This is a genomic window from Methylobacterium variabile (assembly GCF_001043975.1).
GTDB lineage: Bacteria > Pseudomonadota > Alphaproteobacteria > Rhizobiales > Beijerinckiaceae > Methylobacterium > Methylobacterium variabile.
The window spans coordinates 1-15,605 of record NZ_LABY01000171.1 but is presented as its reverse complement, the minus strand read 5'-3'; the positions used below and the strand labels follow the sequence as shown (position 1 = coordinate 15,605).

Genomic DNA, 15,605 nt, shown 5'->3' with positions numbered 1-15,605 from the left:
CGTCCCGCGCCTTGCCGGATATTCTTCGAACCGACGCCGAGGGAGCCAGACGATGCCGGAGACCGAGACCCTCCCCGAACTCGCCGCCGAGGCATCGGAGGTCGCCGTGCGCCCGGCGATCCACCTCGACCACTGCGTCATCCACGTCTCGGACTGGGAACGCTCCACTGCCTTCTACCGGGACGTCGTCGGGGCCGAGCCGGTCCCGGTCGGGAAGGGCTACGCCTACCGCTTCGGCGGCGTGCAGCTGAACTGCCACGGGCCGGGCCAGATCGGCGAGCCCCGGGCCCGGCTGCCGGTGATGCCCGGCAACAGCGACCTCTGCTTCCGCTGGCCCGGCCCGATCGAGGAGGCGGTGGCGCACCTGGAGCGGCACGGGGTGCCGGTGGAGCTGGGCCCGGTGCCGCGCCACGGCGCCGTAGGGTCCGGCATCAGCGTCTACTTCCGCGATCCGGACGGTTCGCTCCTGGAATTCATCACTTATCCGACATCTTAGACCAGGACCCCCGGGACTCTCCGTCATTCAATTTACACCTGGGCAACACTTGCCGTGAGATGACGACGGCGTCCTCCTGGTGACGTCGCCATGTCAGATCCCCGGCCTTCCCCCGTCAGAGCAACGCCCGATCGCGCCGCACGCGTGCGCGGCGCCCGGTACCTGGTCGCTCCGACGCGCCTGCGGCGCGCCCGCGGCCGCCTCGCCGGTCCGTGGGCCGGCGGCCTGATGGGCAAGATTCTGGCAGGAAAGATCCTGGCCTTCGGGCGCGACCGCCGGGGCGGGATCGCGGTCGTCACGGGCCTGACGGCCCTCGTGCTCGTGGTCCTGACGGGCGCCGGGATCGACTACGCCCGGGTGCGCAAGGACGAGGCGCGCCTCAATGCCGCCCTCGATGCCGCCGTGCTGGCCGGCGCCCAGGCGGTGAGGGCGGCGGATTCCCAGGGGCAGCCGGACGCGGCAATCCGCCAGGCCGGCGCGAACGCCGCCCAGCAGGTCTTCACCACGTTCTCGCCGGCCGCGATCGCCGCCAACGCGCCGCAGCCGCGCTTCGACGTCACCCTCTCCGGCCGCAGCGTCACGGTCTCTGGCACCTACGCGGCCTCGACCAGGACGACCGTGATGGGCATCGCCGGCGTCGGGACGATGGGGTTCTCCGGCAGCGCCAGGGCCAGTGTCGACCTGTCGCCGCTGATTGACGTCTACCTGCTGATCGACGTGTCGGGCTCGATGGCCCTGGGGGCGACGCCGGCCGACATCAGCGCGCTCCAGGCCAACCTGAACTGCGCCTTCGCCTGCCACGACGGCGTGAAGGTCAAGGACACCAAGCTCGACAGTTATCAATGGGCCAAGTCGAAGGGCATCACCCTGCGGCTGGACGAGATGAACCAGGGCATCCTCGACTTCGTCAGCTGGCTGCGCCAGCAGGATGCGGTCAGCAAGCGGATGCGGATCTCGATCTACGCGTTCAGCACGACGCTCACCAAGGTGCTTGACCTGACGAGCGACCTGTCGCAGGTGGCCAGCAACCTGCCGAAGGCGCCGAGCGCCTCGGGCGAGAGCGACGGCGCGACGCTGTTCACCACCATCATGCCGCAATTCACCAAGGCGGTCGGCACGAGCGGGGACGGCGTCACGACGCCGAAGAAGCTCGTGATCCTGGCGACCGACGGCGTGGCCGATCCGGGCCGGTCCTGGACCTGGGACGTGCCCAAGCGCGCCGCCGTCGCACCCTTCGATCCGGCCCAGTGTGCGGCCCTCAAGACCCCGGGCGGGCCGGCCAGGCTGCCGGTCTCCGTCGGGGTGATCTACACGCCCTACCTGGCGATGCCCTGGGACTGGGGCTACAACGCCACCCTCGGGCAGCCGAGCCAGATCGGCGGCAAGGGCACGCGCCTCGACGACATCCCCGCCCGGCTGACCGCCTGCGCCAGCAGCAGCGACCTCTACATGGACGCCTCGAAGACCGGCTCGATCGGCGAGGCGATGGCGAAGCTCGTCAACACCTTCGCGCAGGTCCGGCTGACGAACTGAGAGCCCCTACAGGCCCGACACGAGGTGGCCGCCGTCGACCGGGATCGTGGCCCCTGTCATCCAGCCGGAGGCGTCGCCGGCGAGCAGCAGGAAGGCGCCGTCGAGGTCTTGCGGGCGGCCGAGCCGGCGCATCGGGATGCGCTTGAGCATCGCCTGGCCGGGCGGCGTCTCGAAGAACTCCCGGTTGATGTCGGTGCCGATGTAGCCGGGCGCCAGCGCGTTGACGCGGATGCCGTAGCGGGCCCATTCGAGGCCGAGCGCCTGGGTCATCTGCACCACGCCGGCCTTCGACACCGTGTAGGGCCCGACCCCGCCGGCGACCCGCAGGCCGAGGATCGACGCGACGTTGACGATGACGCCGCTGCGGCCCGCGTCCCGCCAGGCCCGGGCCGCGGTGGTGGACACCGCCCAGACCCCGCGCAGGTTGGTGTCGATCACCCGGTCGAAGGCCGCGAGGTCGAGGTCGATCGCCGCCCCGCCCTCGGCGATGCCGGCATTGTTGACCACTGTGTCCGGCAGGGCGTGCAGCGCCCCGAAGGCCGCCGCGATCGAATCCGGGTCGGCGACGTCGAGGGAGACGGACCGGGCTTCGGCGGCGCCGGCGGCCTTGAGGTCGCGCACCAGGTCATCGAGCCGGTCCTTGCGCCGCGCCGCCACCGTGACGGCGGCGCCGCACCCGGCGCAGAGGCGGGCGAAATGGTCGCCGAGGCCGCTTGAGGCGCCGGTGACGAGGATGTGGCGGCCTTTCAGGCCGGCTCCGAGATCCATGGCGTTTCCCCAATCGTCGGGCGCGTCTCTTGGCGGGCGCGCCTGCACACAATTCGCGTCGGTCAGCCGGTCCGCATCTGGGCGAGCTGCTGGTTGGTCATCTCGAGGCGGTGGGCGAGCTCGCGCATCACCGCGATGGCGATCTGCGGGAACTGGCTCAGCAGCTCGAGGAAGACCCGCCGGTCGATGCGCAGGGCCGTCGTCGGCACCTCCGCCGTCACCGTGGCGGAGCGGGGCTGGTCGGCCAGGATGCCCATCTCGCCGACGAGCGCGTTGGCGCCGAGCAGCGCCAGGCGGATCGGCCCCTGCGGCCCCTCCAGGGTCACGGCCGCCTCCCCCTCAAGGATCAGGTAGGCCGCGTCGGCGGCGTCGCCCCGGTCGAAGAAGCGCTGCCCGCTGGCGAAGTGCACCCGCTCGCTGGTGAAGGCGAGCAGCTTCAGGCGGGCCGGGTCCACCTCGCGGAACATCGGCACTTGGCGCAGCGACTGCACCTCGGTCTCAAGCGTCATGCCTTCACATCCTGGTCGACGCGCGCCGGCCCCGGCCCCGTCTCGGTCCCGGCGCGCCCGGAGACTGCCGCAGCCGGCGCCGCAGCGCCAGCCCCCGCCGGCCCCTGTCCGCCGGAAGCGTTGCTCCCGGTGCCGGACACATCGCCACCGGCGCCGGGGGCTGGCGCGTCCGGCGCGTGGATCTGCGTGCCGGCGGCGCGCAGCACGTGGTCGAAGCGGTCGGCCAGGCGGTCGTTCGACAGCACCACCACGAGGCTGTTCTCCCGGCCGAACCGCTCCAGCAGCAGGCCCAGCACCGTGCGGGCGCGGTTCTCGCCCATCGGCGAGAGGGCGCCGTCGAGGACGAGCAGGTCCGGCCGGCGGATCAGGGCCCGGACGAGGCTCACCACCGCCCGTTGGCCGCTCGACAGGAAGCGCCCCTCCGGGCCGACCTGGTGGTCGAGCCCGACCCGGGTGATGGCGGGGGCGAGCCGCATCTCCTGGACGAGGGCGGTGCCCGTCGCCGTCACGGTCTCGACGGCGTCGGCGACCGACTGGTTGATGCGGCCGAACAGCAGGTTGTCGCGCAACGGAGCGGCAGCGCAGACCCGGTCGGGATCGTAGAAGTCGACGCCCCCGACCTCCTCGAGGGCGGTGCGCAGCTCTCCCCGCGCCTCGACGACCCGGTCGCGGAAGGCGTCGTCGATGAGGCCGAGGCGGTGGCGGGGCTCGATATAGGCGAGCGGCAGGGCGATCAGCCGGGTCGCGTCCGCCGAGCCGTAGCGGCCGAGCCCGATCCAGCGCCGCCGGATCCGGTTGAACGCCGAGCCGCCGTGGCGGGCGGCCGAGGCCTCGGTGGCGGTGCGGCGGGCGAGGATCGCCTCGTATTCCGGCAGCTCGTCGGCGGCGAGGAAGGAGAACTGCTCGAACAAGGGGTGCCCGCTCGGCAGGCCGCGGAAGATCTCCAGCATGGTGGCGGCGATCCGCTCGCCCATGGTGACGAGGTCGTCGGTGAGGCCGGCCCGGTCGAGCACGAGGCGCACCACCGGGTGTTCGGCGAGCGCCCGGCCGGTCAGGAACGGGGTCGTCGGCACCCCGAATAGCAGGTTCTCGGCCACCGTGGCTTGGCGGTTGTAGCGGGCCGGGTCGAACGGCTCGACGAGGTGGGCCCGTCCCTCCGCCGCCAGGCGCTCGCGGAAGGCGACCCGGGCCTCGATCAGCCGGGCGGCGAGCTCCGGATGCCGGTCGGGGTCGACCTGGCCGAGCAGCCCGAAGCGGTAGACCTCCTCGCCCATGCCGATCCGGGCGAGCCAGTCGAGGATCAGGGCGTCGAGGGCGGCGGCGTCCGCAACGCCGGCCTGCTCGTAGTCGATCCAGTCCGCCGGGAACGGCTCGACGGGATTGCCGGTGCGCCGCGCCTCGGCGAGGTCCTTGGCGAGGTCTCTGCCATCCGGGCCGGCCTCGGCCATTGGCGGCGGGCGGCGGTTGAGGCCGTACACGATGTTGTCGCGCAGCGAGCCCGGAAAGAGCACCGGATCAACCCCCGCGAAGGCGATGCGCCGGGTGAGCGCCGCTCCGGACCAGTCCGAGAGGTCGCGCCCCTCGATGGTGATCCGGCCCGACGACGGCACGACCCGCCGGGCCAGGACCCGCGCGAAGGTCGAGGCCGCCGGTCCCCCGTCGCTGACGATGCCGACGAGGGCCGGCAAGGGCAGCGTCAGCGAGACGCCGGCGAGGACCGGCCCGTGCGGCTCCTGGACGCCGAGGCCCTCCGCGGCGAGGCGGCCGCACAGGGGTTCGTCGAGGCCGGTCCCGTCGGCGCCGATCAGCCGCTCGGGCAGGAATTGCTGCAGCACCTGCTCGTACTTCACCTGCACGTCGAGGCGCTGCTGGTCCCAGTCGATCAGCTCCTTGAGCGGCGGCGGCAGGTCGCGGTAGGCGGCGATCACCGCCACGAGCTGGCCGATGCTGAGCTGGCCCTTGAGGGCGAAGTAGCCGCCGATGCAGTAGAACAGGAACGGCGTCATCTGGGCCAGCAGGTTGTTCAGGAACTTGACCATGAACTTGCGCCGGTAGATGCGCAGGCGCAGGTCGAAGAGCCCGGACAGGCGGTGGCCGATCTCGGCCCGCTCCCAGGCCTCGGCGCCGTTGGCATGCACCGCCTCGATGCCGTCCACCACCTCGCCGACCCGGCCGGCGAGGCGGCGCGAGGCGAGCTGGCGCTGGCGCCCGAGGCGCAGGAGCTCGCGGCGCAGCCGCGGGATCACCACGAACTGCACGCCGACCACCCCGGCGGCCAGGAGCCCGAGCCAGACGTTCTGGAGCAGGATGAACGCCATGGCGGTGGCGGCCTGGGTGCCCAGGAAGGCCGGCAGGATGAAGGCGTCGCCGATGAACCCGCCGATCGGCTCGACCTCGTCGCGGATGATGGTGGCGACCTCGGACGGCTTGGTCTGGCGCACGGCGTTCGGCGAGAAGCGCAGGATCAGCGAGAACAGCTGGAAGCGCAGGCGGCGCAGCATGCGCTCGCCGAGCGCCCCCTTGGCCACGTTGATCCAGTACTTGAAGGCGCCGTTGATCAGCACCAGCAGCAGGAACATCGACGACAGCCCGAACAGGAGCTCGAAGCGGTCGACGTCGAAGCCGTTGAACAGCGAGAGATCGTGACCGAACCAGTCCGGCATCTGCAGCCGCAGCACCAGGAACTTGGCGGTCTCGTTGCCCTTTTCGAAGGCGTGACCCTGGATCGCCTCGTTGACGATGCGCCGGGGCAGGTCGAGGGAGGCGAAGTAGAGCGGCAGCGAGGCCAGCACGACGGAGCAGATCAGGATCTGGTCGCGCTTCGAGTGCCGCCAGATGTAGCGGAACAGGCTGCGGTCGAGGCCGCCGGCGGCGTCCGTCGCCTCCGGGTCGTTGCCGGCCCGGGCGGCGGGGTCCGGCGCCACGGACGCCTGGCCTGCGGACGCCTTGTCGACGGATTTCTTATCCAAGGATTCCTGGCCCACGGCGCGGCCGGGCGCCGTGCGCCCGCCGGCGGGGGTCTCGCCCGCCGCCCGGGACGCGCCCGTGCCCGTCTGCCCCGCCGCCCCCGCCCCGCCGCTCATGGTCCGCCGCCCCAGATCCCGCCTGCCTGTGTAGAGGGCCGGAGCGGGACTGGAAACCGCCACGCGGGGGCCGGGCGCCGCTACTCCTTGCGGGTCGTCAGGCCGCCCTTCGGCTTGCCGCCGAACTGCGGATTGGGCTGGGGCGAGTCGTGCGGCTCCTCGAGGGTGGTCGGGCGGGGGCTGCCCTCCTCGGCCGGCATCGGCGGCAAGGCGCCGCCGTTGGGCGCCGGGGCGGTTTCCGGGTGCGCGGCGGCCTCGCGGCTCACCATGGACTTGTTGGTCATCGGGCTGCTCCGGACGCGGTCGTGATCGCCGGGACGCGGCCCGCGGGCCTCAACGTCCGCACGGGTCTCCCGGCGCTCGGGTCAGGGGCGAACGCCGGTCAGCCCGCCCGGTTCCGGCCCCCTTGCGGCAGCACGGCCGGCCGGGTTTCGCAGTGCGGGGCGGGATGGATCAAGTTTCGGACCCGGCCCGGCGGCGCGCCGACCGGGCTGTACTGCCCCGAATCGGGATCTTCGGCTCGCGCGTCGCGCATGCGTGGCAGGAACCATCATTTCCGCTGAAGGTTGTCCGGACTGAGAACACCGGCCAAGGAGGCAATCATGGCTACCGGAAATTCGACTTCGAAGCGCGGCTTCGCGTCCATGGACCTGGAGCGGCAGCGCGAGATCGCCAGCAAGGGCGGCCGCAGCGTGCCGGCCGAGAAGCGGTCCTTCTCGCAGGATCGCGAGCTGGCCTCGTCCGCCGGCCGCAAGGGCGGCCAGGCTTCGGGCAGCGGCCGCGCCAACGAGGAGTGAGCGGAGCGTGGTCGTCCTCGGGCGGTCCTCGCCCGCCGGAAGACCTCACCCGCGTGACCGGGCCCGGCCCGGCCTGCGGCAGCCCGCACCGTGGACCACCTGAGACCCACGCTCATGCGCCGGAGGGAGCCCGTCTCTCCTCCGGCGCATGAGCGTGGGCCGTAGCGGCGGTCGGAACGCGACGAAGCACCCCGGGCGGCGAACCGCCCGGGGTGCTTCGTTCGAGCTTGAGCCTCGTCAGGCGGCGAGCGGCCGGGCGGTGACCACGAGGTTGCGGCGCGCCAAAGCCGCGCAGATCACGTCGTCGACGGGCCGGACTGCGGTGACGCCGGCCAGCAGGCTCACCAGCCGGTCGACATCCGGCTCCACGTTCGTCTCGCGGTGGCCCCGCTCCGGGGGAAGCGGCTGAGGCGAGGGCGCCTCGTACTCGCGCAGGTCCAGCATGGCGTGCTCGATCCTTGTCTGATGGCCCGCGCCCGCTAGAGCGTCGCGACCCGGGCGGGAATGACGCCGCCGGCATCGGCCAGGCAGCGGCTCGGCAGCAGCCTGCGGGCCTCGTGGCCGGCGAGCCCGCTGATCGCACCCTCGCAGCCCTCCAGCATGCGCCGCCCGGTCTGGCCGGATGCGGCGGGCTCGCGCTGCGCCACCGGCGCGCCGGCGCGCTCGCGCACGGTCACGTGGGGGATGGCAGTGTCGCGGGCGACCAGGGTCGTGTTGCGGGTGGCGTCGGTCTGGTAGAGGACGTCGCCGGCCGCGTTGCGCAGGGTGACCTTGGCGGCGCCGAGCCCGGTGATCTCCACCGCGACCGGGACCTGCACCTTGGCGGCCGGCCGGACGGGCTCGAGGCGGTCGCCCTTGATCGCCGCCTGCTCCACGCCGGCCGGACGGGCGAGCGCGCCCACGGAGTGCTCGATCAGCGGCTGCCCGACCAGGGCGAGGAACGCGGCCGGAACGGTAATGCCGAGGAAGAATTGCGGGCGGAGCATACGCGTGGCCCTCGCGGCGAAGCTTGAGAATGCTTCCTTAACGCGCTCGCCGTCCAAGTAGTTCCCGCGCCCGTGCCCGGACGGGACAGTTCATACCGAGAATGCCGAGCATCCCATCAACCGCTCGTTAACCCCTCGGGAGGCGCCGGCGCCAGGAATCAAGCGAAGCAATTTCGCCACAGGCAACGGAAAAGATGGAATTCGCGCCGCCGCACGGAACCTTACCGGCGTGATTCCGGTTGATATGGCAACCCGGCCACCTGGTCCTCCCCGCATTCCCCTTGTGCATTGGCCGGAAACTCTTTTAACGGGCCGGATCCCGATCCGGCCCGTTCTTTTGTATTGGACCCCGCCTTTTCGTTAAGGCCAAGTCTATCCAAAGATCCAGATCACCCGAAGGATCGCAGGGCAGCCCGGGCCCTTCCCCCTTTCGGCCAAGCTTCGATCGGCGATTCGGTCGCGAGGCGGTTCGCCGGCCCCATGTCACGAATGCGAGAGCCCGGCGTCGTCGCCGCGATGGCTCTCACCCTCCACCCGAGCTGTCCCGCTTCTCGGGAAGCCCCGGAACGACGAAGTCCCGGCACCCGCCTGCGGCGGGCCCGGGACTTCTGACGGTTGATCGCGCGTGACGTTGGGCTGGCGGCGGGCGCGGTCAGGCGCTCGCGCGCGCCTCGCGGCGCCGGGCGCTCTGCTGGAAGAACAGGGCCTGGCTGATGACCGCCGAAACGTTGGCGGGCTGGAACGGCTTGGCGATGAGGAAGGCCGGCTCGGGCCGCTCGCCGGTCAGGAAGCGCTCCGGGTAGGCGGTGATGAAGATCACCGGCACCTCGAACGACTTCAGCAGGTCGTTGACCGCGTCGAGGCCGGAGGAGCCGTCGGCGAGCTGGATGTCGGCCAGGATCAGGCCGGGGCGCTTGGTCGAGGCGAGCTTGACCGCCTCCGTGCGGGTGCGGGCGACGCCGGTGACGTTGTGGCCCAGGCCCTCGACCAGGGCTTCGAGGTCCATGGCGATCAGCGGCTCATCCTCGATGATGAGGATCTCGGTCGCCATGTCGGCGGCGAGCTCGCGGCCGGCCTCGTCGACGAGGTCGCGGACCTCCGAGACGTCCACGCCCAGGATGGTCGCGGCGTCCTCCTCGGAGAAGCCCTCGAGGCAGGAGAGCAGGAAGGCCTGGCGCGGCAGCGGCGTGATCTGGCCCAGGCGCACCTCGGCCGGCAGGTCGTGCTGCGCCTGCTCGGTCTGGCCGTTGACCGAGAGCGAGTTCCAGATCCGGGTGAAGACGCGGAACAGGTCGGCTTTGACGTTGGTGCTGCGCCCGAGGGTCTCGGGCTCGTTCACGAGCGTCTCGAGCGTCGCGGCCACGTAGGCATCGCCGGCCACCTGGCTGCCCGTGAGGGCGCGCGCGTAGCGGCGCAGGTAAGGCAGGTGCTGCACCACGAGTTGTGCTGTCGACATTCAGGTCCCCTTGGTGTTGTCGTTCGCGCGTCGGCCCTGGCCCTCAACGCCTTGACGGCGCTTTCGTTCCGAGCCGGCGCGGAACTGACGCCGCCGGCGTGCGTTGTCGCCGCAAGCGCGCGACCCGGCACACCGGGCGCCATGGCATCGCTCTGTCCGCGTGTCCAGGACGAGCGAAGGGGAATTGCATGATCGATTGCAAGGGGATGCAGGGCCCTCAGGCGCCCCGGGGGGAGCGGGCGGCCTCGGGGGAGGATGACCCCGTCGCCGGGCCCGAGCAGCCTGCTCTCGACCGCAACGTGCAGGGACGGATCGGCTCACACCTGCGTGCCATGTATGACGAACTGATGCAGCAACCTATTCCCGACCGGTTCGTCGACCTGCTCGCCGAACTGGAGCGCAGCTCCGGCAAGCCGCCGTCGGAATCCTGAACCGATTCGTCCGACGGCGCGATGACGCCGCCCCGCGAGCAGGGTGGCGCCGGGACGTTCAGAGCGTCGGCGAGCGGCCCCGCATCAGGCCGACCACGGCCGAGATCGCGAACAGCACGACGGCGACGAAGAAGATGAGCTTGGCGGCCTCGACGGCCGTTCCGGCGATCCCGCCGAAGCCGAACAGCGCGGCCACCAGAGCCACGACCAGGAACGTGATAGCCCAACCCAGCATGGCGCGACCCCTCTTGTCTGATCTCTCTCGGCCCTCGGCCGATCGTGAGCAGACAACGTCAAGCCTGAGTTGAGGTTCCGCTTTGTCGCAGGTGGCACGAACGGGTTGGGCACCCCACATCTCGGTTGTGGCCGGTGGCTGCGGCGCGGAACTCCCGTTTCGCACCACACGTTCTCATCGGCGTCTGGATGGAGGCTTAACGATGATCCGTTCCAATGCCCCGCGTGCCGGCCTCGTGCTGCTCGCCCTGCTGGCGGGTCTCCTGACGGCCTCGCCGATGGTCATCACCGGTGTCGTCGCGGCGCTCGGCCTCGCGGGGGCCCTCGCGCTCGCCGGCTCACGGGCGCAGGCCCCGGCCCTCGTCCCGGTGCGGGTGCGCGACCGCCGTCGGCGCTGAACGCGCCCTCCCCTCTTCCCGGTGGAGCGCGTCGGACCGGCGCCCGCCGGTCCTTCGTTACAAGTTGCTTCCTCGCTTCGCCGGCTGGCGGAGCCCCCTTCCCCGATCCCGGTGACGTCCGCCGCGCGTCAGCGCTGGCGCTGCAACTCGCGCTCGCGATGCCGCAAGCGCAGGAGCAGATCGACCTGATCGAGGGGAATCGGCTGGCCGTCCACCGTGCGCTCGTAGAATGAGCGCAGCGTCCGTCCGAGCCGGTGCTGCGCCTCGGTGCAGAGCGCCGGCAGGATCGGCTCCTGGGTGGATTCTCTGGACTGACTCACGACCTGCTTCATCGGACCGCTGGCCCCGTGCGATGGCGCGGGTCCGAGGGAAGGCCGACCCGTGCCGAGACGAAACAGCCTCGCCGGATATGGTGAAGAAAGTGTTAAAATTTGTTCTTTGTTCACCATACCGCGGGCGGTAAGGCCCGGCCGCCGAATCACCGGTAAAGCTTAACCGAACGGCAACGCCTGTCGAGGACCGAACCGGCCCCGGGTCGGAACCGGGTGCCCGCCCTCAGGCCTCGGCGGCCTGGAGCAGCCGGGCCGCGGCCGCCCGGGCCTCCTCCGTCACGGTGGCGCCGGCGAGCATCCGGGCGATCTCCTCCTGGCGCGGCACCGCGGCGAGCGGCTTGACCCGGGTCGCGACCCGGTCCGAGCCCTTCACCGCCTCCTTGGCGATCAGGAAGTGGGTCGTGGCCCGCGCGGCGACCTGGGGTGCGTGGGTGACGGCCACGACCTGGACCCGGGCCGAGAGCCGGGCGAGGCGGGCGCCGATCGCGTCGGCCACGGCGCCGCCGACGCCGGTGTCGATCTCGTCGAAGATCAGGGTCGGGGCCGAGCCCTTGTCGGCCAGCACGACCTTGAGGGCGAGCATGAAGCGCGACAGCTCGCCGCCGGACGCGACCTTCATCATCGGCCCCGGCCGGGTGCCCGGATTGGTCTGGGCCCAGAACTCGACGCGATCGAGGCCTGCGGGATCGCGGGCCTCGGGATCGGTGGCGATCTCGGAGATGAAGCGGGCGCGCTCGAGCTTGAGCGGCGGCAGCTCGGCCTGCACCGCCTTGTCGAGGGCGGCGGCCGCCTTGCGCCGGCCCTTGCTCAGGCCTTGCGCCTTCTCGAGGTAGGCGGCGTCGGCACTCGCGAGGTCGGCCTCGAGCCGGCCGAGCGCCTCCTCGCCGGCATCGATGACGGCGACATCGCCCTCGTAGCGCTCGCGGAGGGCCGCGAGATCGTCGACCGCGACGTTGTACTTTCGTGCCGCAGCGCGCAGGCCGAACAGGCGCTCCTCGACCCGCTCCAGTTCGCGCGGGTCGAACTCCGCCGCCTGCAGGGCGTCCTCGAGGCTGGTGCGGGCCTCGTCGAGGGCGACCAGCGCGTTGTCGAGGGCGGCGATGCTGGGCTCGACCAAGCCCGGCGCGAGGGCGGCCCGCCGCTCGAGCTTGCGCAGGGCCGCCGAGAGGTGGGCGGTGGGCGAGCCCTGGCCGGCGACGGCGTCGAGGGCCTCGTTGAGCTCGCGGGCGACCTTCTCGCCCTGCTGCATCGCGGTGCGGCGCTCGGCCAGCTCCGTCTCCTCGCCCGGCTTCGGGTCGAGGGCGGCGAGTTCCTCGACGGCGTGGCGCAGGAAGTCGACCTCCTTGCGGGCGGCCTCGACCCGGGCGCGATGCTCGGAGAGGGCGCTGCGGGCCTGGCGGACCCGGCGGGCGGCCTCCGCCACCGCGGCCTGGCGGGCGCTCAGGCCCCCGAAGGCGTCGAGGATCGCCCGGTGGGTGGTCGAGTCGGAGAGCGCCCGGTCGTCGTGCTGGCCGTGGATCTCGACGAGCGCCGCCCCGATGGCGCGCAGGACCTGCACGCCGACCGGCTGGTCGTTGACGAAGGCGCGGGTGCGCCCGTCCGCGACCTGGATCCGGCGCAGGATCAGGTCGCCCTCGGTGTCGATCTCGGCGGCGGCGGCGAGCGCCCGGGCCGGATGGTCGGGGGCGACGTCGAACACCGCCGTGACCTGCCCCTGCGCCTCGCCCTGCCGCACCAGGCGACCGTCGCCGCGCCCGCCGAGGGCGAGGGTGAAGGCGTCGAGGAGGATCGACTTGCCGGCGCCGGTCTCCCCGGTCAGGACGCTCAGGCCTTCGCGAAAGTTCAGCTCGAGCTTATCGATCAGGACGATGTCGCGGATCGCGAGCTGAACCAGCATGCCACCCTTGCCGGGACGATCAGGAGGGAACGGGGCGGGTATCTAGAGCCGAACGGGCCGCGGCGCGAGTGCGCGCCACGGCCGCATGTCCCGGCAGGGGAGCCGCGCGGGCCTTACTGCGCCTCGGCGGTGCGGGTGTCCACCCCGACGATGCCGCGGAACGCCTTGCTGATCCAGGACGACCTCTCCTCGCGCGGCTGCAGGCCGCCGTTCTGGAGCAGGCTGTAGGCGTCCTTGTACCAGGGCGAGTCGGGGAAGTTGTGGCCGAGCACCGCCGCGGCGGTCTGCGCCTCGCCGGTGATGCCGAGCGCCATGTAGGCCTCGGCCAGGCGCTCCAGCGCCTCCTCGACGTGGCGGGTCGTCTGGTACTTGCTCACCACGTCGCGGAAGCGGTTGATCGCCGCCGGGAAGTTGCGCCGCTCGAGGTAGTAGCGGCCGATCTCCATCTCCTTGCCGGCGAGCTGGTCGCGGGTGATCTGGATCTTGGTCTTCGCGTCGGCGGCGTATTCCGAGGTCGGGTATTTCTGCACCAGCTCGGTGAGCGCCACGAGGGCCTTCTCGGAGCGGTCCTGGTCGCGGGTCACGTCCGGGATCTGCTTGTAGTGCGACATCGCCAGCAGGTACTGGGCGTAGGCCGCGTCCTTCGAGCCCGGGTGGCGCTGGAGGTAGCGCCGCGACGCGGTGATCGCGTCCTCGTAGCGGGCGCCCTCGTAGTTGGCGTAGGCCGTCATCAGCACCGCCTTCCGCGACCAGTCGGAATAGGCGTACTGCTTGTCGAGGTCCTCGAACTTCTTCGTCGCGGCGTCGTAGTCGCGGTCCTCGAGCTTGGCGAGGCCCTGGCTGTAGAGCTTGTCGGCCGGAACGTCGGGAACGATCTCGGTCTTGTACTTCTCGTTCGCGAACGGATTGATGGAATCGATCGCGTCGCAGCCGGCGAGCCCCAGGCCGCACGCCGCGAGCAGCACGGTCCGCAGAACGGTCACCTTCGCGTCGCGAAGCGGGTGGGCGAACGACATTCGGGTTCTTCCCCAAGCAGGCGGCTTGTGATGCCGCTGATCCACGAGCCCCTTAGCCCAGGCCGGCGCGGCGCGCCAAGCCCGTGACGGCCACCGTACCCAGGGGCGGACGGCCGTCGGTCAGGAACCTCTTAACCCTGCGGGGCGAATAGGGCGCCAAGACGGCGCGGAGAGGTAGAGCCTGCGCCGCACGGCGGCGAAAACGGCCAGCTGTGGCCAGATCGCAACAGCCCGCCGCGACGAGCTCAGAGTTCCGGCGCGTAGACCGCGGCGCCGAGGCCGACGCCGAACTCGGCGAAGACCGGCTCGCGCCGGGACGGCGCACCCTCGACGATGGCGTAGTTCGCCCGGTCGGCGAAGAGCGCGGTGAGGACCGCGACGTTGAGGCCGTGGCCGCCGCAGTAGGATTGGTAGGCACCGAGGATCGGCAGGCCGGCCAGCGCCAGGTCGCCGACCGCGTCGAGGAGCTTGTGGCGGACGAACTCGTCCGGGTAGCGCAGGCCCTCGGGGTTGACGACGCCGCCGTCGCCGACCGCGACGGTGTTCTCGAGCGACGCGCCCAGCGCGAAGCCCGCCTTCCAGTAGCGCTCGACGTCGCGCATCATCCCGAAGGTGCGGGCGCGGGCGATCTCGCGGCGGTAGGCGGCGGGGGTGAGGGTCAGCGCCTTGCGGCTGCGGCCGATGACCGGGCTCTCGAAATCGATCTCGACGTCGAGGTGGAAGCCGCGCTCGAACGGGCGCAGCTCGGAGAAGGCGCGGCCCTTCTCGGTCCGGACGGTCTTGAGCACCTTGATGAAGCGGCGGGGCGTGCCGCAGGAGGTGGTGCCGGCTGCCTCGATCGCCGTCACGAAGGGCGCGGCGCTGCCGTCGAGGATCGGCATCTCGGGCCCGTCGATCTCGACGAGGCAGTTGTCGATGCCGAGCCCGTAGAGGGCGGACATCAGGTGCTCGATGGTGGCGACGGCGCCGGTCTCGCGGCTGCCGATGACGGTGCAGAGCTCGGTGGCGCTGACCTGGGCGTGATGGGCCTGGATCAGGCGGTCGTGGCCGCCGGGGAGGCCGGTGCGCAGGAAGGCGATGCCGTGATGCGCCTCCGCGGGATGGAGCGTGATCGAGACGGGGTTACCGGAATGGACGCCGATGCCTGAAAGGCTCGCGGCCGAGCGTAGGGTCGTCTGCTGACTTGTTCTCATTACCTCAGCCCTCGGCCGCGACTCACCAGCGTGGCCCGTTTCCAGGCTCACGTTCGAGGCGATCCGTCCGTTGCTTGAAGCCCCTGTGGGTGTCAGTGCCGGCGGGTGGCGCGGCCTTCGCCCTTGTGCGTAGGACACCTATAGTCGCGCTCTCAAGCACGGCCAAATCACGGATTCTTACGCTCTGTAACAGCCCAGCGGCCGCGGTCGGGTCGCGAAAAGCCGTTTTTCCACAAACACTTGAACGACGCGTAAACCCCGAGGCCGGGTGGCCTCGGGGTGTGTCTTTTGGGCGGCACCTCCCGCCTCCGTGGCGGGATCGTGGCACTCCCGCTGACCCAGGAGCACCCTGGTCAGCCTCTCCTTCCGGCGGGGCCCGGCCGGGCCCCGCCGGGTGCCGTCAGTTCGCCTGGCGGCGCAGGAAGGCCGGGATCTCGAGCTGGTCGTCGTCCATCATGCGGGTGCCGGCCGGCACC

The 15,605-nt window shown here is 71.5% G+C and carries 17 protein-coding genes; 5 read left to right on the top strand and 12 right to left on the bottom strand.

What is annotated here, in order from left to right; all coding sequences use genetic code 11:
* Positions 1-52: 52 nt before the first annotated feature.
* On the top strand, positions 53-496 hold the full coding sequence (locus VQ02_RS23060) for a VOC family protein (protein WP_048446566.1): 444 nt from the start codon (positions 53-55) through the stop codon (positions 494-496).
* Positions 497-640: 144 nt separating this feature from the next.
* Positions 641-2,029, top strand: a complete 1,389-nt coding sequence (locus VQ02_RS23055) for a pilus assembly protein (RefSeq protein WP_048446565.1) — start codon at positions 641-643, stop codon at positions 2,027-2,029.
* Between the two features lie 6 nt (positions 2,030-2,035).
* Here VQ02_RS23055 and VQ02_RS23050 read toward each other — a convergent pair whose 3' ends face one another.
* From VQ02_RS23050 to VQ02_RS23035, 4 genes are all read right to left on the bottom strand, one after another.
* Complete coding sequence (locus VQ02_RS23050; protein WP_048446564.1) at positions 2,036-2,797, bottom strand: SDR family NAD(P)-dependent oxidoreductase; 762 nt, start codon at positions 2,795-2,797, stop codon at positions 2,036-2,038.
* Positions 2,798-2,859: 62 nt separating this feature from the next.
* Entirely contained in the window at positions 2,860-3,306 is a 447-nt protein-coding gene (locus VQ02_RS23045) for a Crp/Fnr family transcriptional regulator (RefSeq protein WP_048446563.1), read from the bottom strand.
* Complete coding sequence (locus VQ02_RS23040; RefSeq protein WP_245239826.1) at positions 3,303-6,275, bottom strand: ABC transporter ATP-binding protein/permease; 2,973 nt, start codon at positions 6,273-6,275, stop codon at positions 3,303-3,305. The genes VQ02_RS23045 and VQ02_RS23040 overlap by 4 nt, the downstream gene beginning before the upstream one ends.
* 194 nt (positions 6,276-6,469) lie before the next feature.
* Positions 6,470-6,673, bottom strand: a complete 204-nt coding sequence (locus tag VQ02_RS23035; RefSeq protein ID WP_048446562.1) for a hypothetical protein — start codon at positions 6,671-6,673, stop codon at positions 6,470-6,472.
* A gap of 318 nt (positions 6,674-6,991) precedes the next feature.
* Between VQ02_RS23035 and VQ02_RS23030 the strand changes: the two genes are divergently transcribed.
* A complete protein-coding gene (locus VQ02_RS23030; protein ID WP_048446561.1) occupies positions 6,992-7,186 on the top strand; it encodes a con-10 family general stress protein in 195 nt (64 codons plus the stop codon).
* Between the two features lie 237 nt (positions 7,187-7,423).
* On the opposite strand, the gene VQ02_RS23025 is transcribed toward VQ02_RS23030, so the two are convergent.
* The 3 genes from VQ02_RS23025 to VQ02_RS23015 form a co-directional block, all read right to left on the bottom strand.
* A complete protein-coding gene (locus VQ02_RS23025) occupies positions 7,424-7,630 on the bottom strand; it encodes a hypothetical protein (RefSeq protein WP_048446560.1) in 207 nt (68 codons plus the stop codon).
* A gap of 35 nt (positions 7,631-7,665) precedes the next feature.
* On the bottom strand, positions 7,666-8,172 hold the full coding sequence (locus VQ02_RS23020; RefSeq protein ID WP_048446559.1) for a hypothetical protein: 507 nt from the start codon (positions 8,170-8,172) through the stop codon (positions 7,666-7,668).
* 652 nt (positions 8,173-8,824) lie between these two features.
* Positions 8,825-9,628: a response regulator gene (locus VQ02_RS23015; protein ID WP_048446558.1), complete on the bottom strand. Its 804-nt coding sequence runs from the start codon at positions 9,626-9,628 to the stop codon at positions 8,825-8,827.
* A 188-nt stretch (positions 9,629-9,816) separates the two neighbouring features.
* Between VQ02_RS23015 and VQ02_RS23010 the strand changes: the two genes are divergently transcribed.
* Positions 9,817-10,059 (top strand): NepR family anti-sigma factor, encoded by a 243-nt coding sequence (locus VQ02_RS23010; protein WP_048446557.1) that lies wholly within the window; start codon positions 9,817-9,819, stop codon positions 10,057-10,059.
* Positions 10,060-10,117: 58 nt separating this feature from the next.
* Here the strand turns inward: VQ02_RS23010 and VQ02_RS35980 are convergent, their stop codons facing one another.
* Complete coding sequence (locus tag VQ02_RS35980; RefSeq protein WP_048446556.1) at positions 10,118-10,294, bottom strand: DUF1328 domain-containing protein; 177 nt, start codon at positions 10,292-10,294, stop codon at positions 10,118-10,120.
* A 202-nt stretch (positions 10,295-10,496) separates the two neighbouring features.
* Here VQ02_RS35980 and VQ02_RS23000 point away from each other — a divergent pair, with 202 nt between their 5' ends.
* Entirely contained in the window at positions 10,497-10,691 is a 195-nt protein-coding gene (locus tag VQ02_RS23000) for a hypothetical protein (protein WP_048446555.1), read from the top strand.
* 128 nt (positions 10,692-10,819) lie between these two features.
* On the opposite strand, the gene VQ02_RS22995 is transcribed toward VQ02_RS23000, so the two are convergent.
* From VQ02_RS22995 to lpxC, 4 genes are all read right to left on the bottom strand, one after another.
* Complete coding sequence (locus tag VQ02_RS22995; RefSeq protein ID WP_342447846.1) at positions 10,820-11,011, bottom strand: hypothetical protein; 192 nt, start codon at positions 11,009-11,011, stop codon at positions 10,820-10,822.
* A gap of 235 nt (positions 11,012-11,246) precedes the next feature.
* Complete coding sequence (gene recN / locus VQ02_RS22990; RefSeq protein WP_048446553.1) at positions 11,247-12,920, bottom strand: DNA repair protein RecN; 1,674 nt, start codon at positions 12,918-12,920, stop codon at positions 11,247-11,249.
* Between the two features lie 113 nt (positions 12,921-13,033).
* Positions 13,034-13,936, bottom strand: coding sequence for an outer membrane protein assembly factor BamD (locus VQ02_RS22985; protein WP_048446552.1), 903 nt, complete (start codon positions 13,934-13,936; stop codon positions 13,034-13,036).
* Between the two features lie 245 nt (positions 13,937-14,181).
* Positions 14,182-15,129, bottom strand: a complete 948-nt coding sequence (gene lpxC / locus VQ02_RS22980; RefSeq protein ID WP_048446551.1) for a UDP-3-O-acyl-N-acetylglucosamine deacetylase — start codon at positions 15,127-15,129, stop codon at positions 14,182-14,184.
* Positions 15,130-15,605: the final 476 nt, after the last annotated feature.

Excerpts from the sequence above, each read along its gene's own strand:
- VQ02_RS23060 (WP_048446566.1), top strand. The coding sequence starts at position 53 with ATGCCGGAGACCGAGACCCTCCCCGAACTCGCCGCCGAGGCATCGGAG.
- VQ02_RS23050 (WP_048446564.1), bottom strand. The coding sequence starts at position 2,797 with ATGGATCTCGGAGCCGGCCTGAAAGGCCGCCACATCCTCGTCACCGGC.
- VQ02_RS23045 (WP_048446563.1), bottom strand. The coding sequence starts at position 3,306 with ATGACGCTTGAGACCGAGGTGCAGTCGCTGCGCCAAGTGCCGATGTTC.
- VQ02_RS23035 (WP_048446562.1), bottom strand. The coding sequence starts at position 6,673 with ATGACCAACAAGTCCATGGTGAGCCGCGAGGCCGCCGCGCACCCGGAA.
- VQ02_RS23030 (WP_048446561.1), top strand. The coding sequence starts at position 6,992 with ATGGCTACCGGAAATTCGACTTCGAAGCGCGGCTTCGCGTCCATGGAC.
- VQ02_RS23025 (WP_048446560.1), bottom strand. The coding sequence starts at position 7,630 with ATGCTGGACCTGCGCGAGTACGAGGCGCCCTCGCCTCAGCCGCTTCCC.
- VQ02_RS23020 (WP_048446559.1), bottom strand. The coding sequence starts at position 8,172 with ATGCTCCGCCCGCAATTCTTCCTCGGCATTACCGTTCCGGCCGCGTTC.
- VQ02_RS23015 (WP_048446558.1), bottom strand. The coding sequence starts at position 9,628 with ATGTCGACAGCACAACTCGTGGTGCAGCACCTGCCTTACCTGCGCCGC.
- VQ02_RS23010 (WP_048446557.1), top strand. The coding sequence starts at position 9,817 with ATGATCGATTGCAAGGGGATGCAGGGCCCTCAGGCGCCCCGGGGGGAG.
- VQ02_RS35980 (WP_048446556.1), bottom strand. The coding sequence starts at position 10,294 with ATGCTGGGTTGGGCTATCACGTTCCTGGTCGTGGCTCTGGTGGCCGCG.
- VQ02_RS23000 (WP_048446555.1), top strand. The coding sequence starts at position 10,497 with ATGATCCGTTCCAATGCCCCGCGTGCCGGCCTCGTGCTGCTCGCCCTG.
- recN (WP_048446553.1), bottom strand. The coding sequence starts at position 12,920 with ATGCTGGTTCAGCTCGCGATCCGCGACATCGTCCTGATCGATAAGCTC.
- VQ02_RS22985 (WP_048446552.1), bottom strand. The coding sequence starts at position 13,936 with ATGTCGTTCGCCCACCCGCTTCGCGACGCGAAGGTGACCGTTCTGCGG.
- lpxC (WP_048446551.1), bottom strand. The coding sequence starts at position 15,129 with ATGAGAACAAGTCAGCAGACGACCCTACGCTCGGCCGCGAGCCTTTCA.